This window comes from Nostoc sp. FACHB-110, assembly GCF_014697425.1.
Classification (GTDB): Bacteria; Cyanobacteriota; Cyanobacteriia; order Cyanobacteriales; family Nostocaceae; genus Nostoc_B.
In genome coordinates this window covers 1-3,074 of record NZ_JACJRU010000095.1, presented here as the reverse complement: position 1 = coordinate 3,074, position 3,074 = coordinate 1, and the positions used below count along the sequence as shown (strand labels likewise).

Annotated in this window: 2 protein-coding genes and 1 pseudogene; 2 read left to right on the top strand and 1 reads right to left on the bottom strand. The window is 43.3% G+C overall.

All coding sequences use genetic code 11. From position 1 onward, the window contains the following. Together H6G69_RS33405 and H6G69_RS33400 are read left to right on the top strand one after the other, a co-directional pair. Positions 1–937, top strand: a pseudogene (locus H6G69_RS33405) (hypothetical protein); the annotation flags it as partial. Between the two features lie 50 nt (positions 938–987). After that, positions 988–1,761 (top strand): transposase, encoded by a 774-nt coding sequence (locus tag H6G69_RS33400; protein ID WP_190694005.1) that lies wholly within the window; start codon positions 988–990, stop codon positions 1,759–1,761. A 144-nt stretch (positions 1,762–1,905) separates the two neighbouring features. On the opposite strand, the gene H6G69_RS33395 is transcribed toward H6G69_RS33400, so the two are convergent. Further along, positions 1,906–2,814 carry a GUN4 domain-containing protein gene (locus tag H6G69_RS33395; protein WP_190694004.1) on the bottom strand — a complete coding sequence of 303 codons (909 nt, stop codon included), beginning with the start codon at positions 2,812–2,814 and terminating at the stop codon, positions 1,906–1,908. Positions 2,815–3,074: the final 260 nt, after the last annotated feature.

Here is a 3,074-nt window from a genome sequence, read left to right as displayed (position 1 = left end):
TGAGGATTTGCAAGGCTTCCAGAAACCTAACAACGTTTCTAACTATTCTTTAACTACCTACCAACCACCCACTAAGGTGGTTGGTAAGGTAGTTAGTTCTTCCACGCAGAACGAAAATTTACGTGTTGATGAGACGGCGATCGCATCCTTGGGGGATGCGTCGCCTCAAACCCTTAAAAGCGTGGAAGAAAGGAAAGAAGAGTTACCTGTGGTAACAGACTGCACGACGCTGACGTTTGTGGATGTTGCGCCAAGTCAATCTGCTTCGTTGTTAATTGGGAAGGAAAAATTGGGTGATGAACAGGAAATCAGTCATGAGGACACACTTTCCGCCGCCCCTGCCGATTCAAATTCTGAAAAATTTAGTCAGTCCCAAGACCAAGCTCAACGAAGTAGACAGGCTTCGTTGACGACAAAGAATGAAGATTTAAGTGGCGATGCGATCGCCCATCATAAAGATAATTTTTCCGCCGCGCCCGTCGCTGCAAATTCTGAAAACCTCAGCCAGCCTCAAAACCAAGTTCAACCGAGCCTATCTACTTCGTTGATAGTAAAGAACCAGGACTTGGATGATGAGCAAGGAGTTAGTTATGAGGACACTTTTTCCGCCGCCCCTGCCGTTCCAGAAAACAACCATTCCGCCCCGTCCTCCCAGGAACCAAAAGCCCATAGTGAAGGCGTTTGTGCTGTAACTGCTGACTCCGATCCTGAAAAATGGTCTTATGAAGCTGTTGTTGAGCGATCAAGAATACGACCTTGGCGGATGGAAAAGCTCAAGATAGCGGAACAATGGCGCGAAAATCCTGGGGATGATTTTTTAATGGAATGTTGGGCTGATGACCCTGCTTTACGAATCGTAATCAAGAAATTGGTGATCAAGTGTCCGCATTGGGGGTTTGTGGCTGCGGATGGGGTGCTGGTGAGGTGGGATGAGTAAGGAGAGCGAGAAACCTTATACTACTGGTATTGTATTTCCCTGTACTTACAATGCCTCGCCCAAAACGTGACCTGAAAGCTGGATTTTGCTACCACATTACTGTTAGGTGTAACAATAGGGAATTTCGCTTAACACGCTTAGAATGCCGTGAAGTCTTTCTCTACGCCATTAAAAAAGCACAGTCCAAGTACGGGTTTAAGCTTTATGCCCTGTGCATCATGAGCAATCACGTCCACTACCTTCTGGAGCCAAAGCACCCTGAAGACCTCCCAAAAATTATGCACTGGATGAACTGGTACACAGCCATGTGTTTCAATCGGATGTTGAACCGCACAGGGCATTTTTGGGAGAAGCGGTATCATAGTACGGGCTTTGCCAACACAGATTATAAACGAGCTTTAAATACTCTACGCTACATTCACGCGAACCCGAAAGCCGCCCAAATGCAGCAGGGCTTTTTCTACGACTTCAGCAATTACGGGATTTATGACCGCTTAAGCAACGATGGCATTACGCAATGGCATCCGGCATTTTTGCAGTTGGGGCGGACTTTGGAGGAATGTGCGGCTAAGTACCGCAGGTTTTGCCAGAAATATCGACCACAAGCGAAGCAAGAGTTGCGAAATTATTGGGGTAGCAACTTTTTACCATCGATTCTCAAGGGTGCGAAGGCGAAAAAATTGCACTCACCTGGGCAAATGAGCCTTCCTTGGAACAAGCAGAGGGTGACGGAAAATACGGAGGTACATGAGGTAGCAGCAAAATTTATTCAGGCAAATTGTTATCCGCCGCCAGTGCCAGGTATCGGATTCCTGAAATGTTGATTTATTCGTGGAAAGTGAAGCTGTAATAATTGTTTATAAACTTCTGAAACGCCTATAGGTTACAATTCACAAGTCGCACCGCGAGAGAAGAAGGTTCCCGCACCCACACCCCCCACGCTGAACCCCCCCACCACGAAACATGGGTCAACGCACCCATACACTGGGTAGCCCTCCCCTACCGTATGCTGAGTTCTCTTTTATACGTTTAATCTGTATATCATAACTCACGAAACTTCCTCTTGAGGGACTTGTAGTGTCCTCTTGTTTGTCATCATACCATCCAACTGCCCTGGCAAATTTATAAGAATTTTCATAGTCTTTGTCAGTCCAGTCTTCAACTTTTACACCTAGCCTATTCCCAGTCTTAATCCATATTTCCTTCTGCACACTAAAGCCAAAACGTTTGTCTTTGTCTGCCTTGACCCAAAGCTTATCTATCTTTTGTAGGTCTGGGCAGGAGAAACTATTAATCTGCTCATCATCTAAATATCCTTCTTTTTCCCTTTTCGCAATATTGAGCATGAGTTCGTATGTTTTTTGATCAGCAGCTTCCCAGTTTTTAGCCTTTAGAAAGTATTCGAGTTGAGCATATAAATGTTTTGTTAGTGCTAACTCAACTTCTTCGTCTTGAGGATTTAGCTCCCTTAATCTTCGATAAACTGATTCAATATTCTCGCCTGTGAGCAACTGATTGTCTTTGGTGAAATCAGTTTCATTGGCATGATTTTTTAAGATATTAAAAGCTTGACTATAAGCTTCTATAGCTTTCTGAGGTTGTTTATCCTGCTCTAATAAGTCACCTTGAGTTTTTCGGACTAATACTTGAACTTGTAAGCCTTGGCGTGAATCTAAAAAGTTCTTGTCAGTCTTAGATAAATTTGACTGGCTTCCTTGAGTTTCAGTTTTAGCATTATTCCAGTCTTTCAGTTGTTGATGGACTTGTGATTGAGCAGCTAGTAATAGTGATTGTTTGAGTTCATGGTTATCAATATTAAATGATACCGCTGCCAACCTTAAAGCTTCATCTGAATCTGATGAACTTTGGTTTCGCAATTGTCCAGCTAAGGCTACGAGTTGGCGAACGTTTGCAATTTCTTCTTTAGTATCTTTATTTTTGGCACTTGTTTGTTTAAGTTCGTTTTCTTTAACTGTAAGCTTTGCTAAAATTTCTTTTTCTCTACTCTCAGCCTCTTTTACATTTTTCTTAGAGGATGTTTGGAAAGTCTAAAAAAGCTCCAGTAACGCTATTGTGTCAGTAGATAAAAATGCGACAGGGTTACTAGAGCAATGTCTACATCATACCCAACAGACCT

What these genes read in the sequence shown, in the direction of transcription:
- H6G69_RS33400 (WP_190694005.1), top strand. Translation starts at nt 988, where the DNA reads ATGCCTCGCCCAAAACGTGACCTGAAAGCTGGATTTTGCTACCACATT.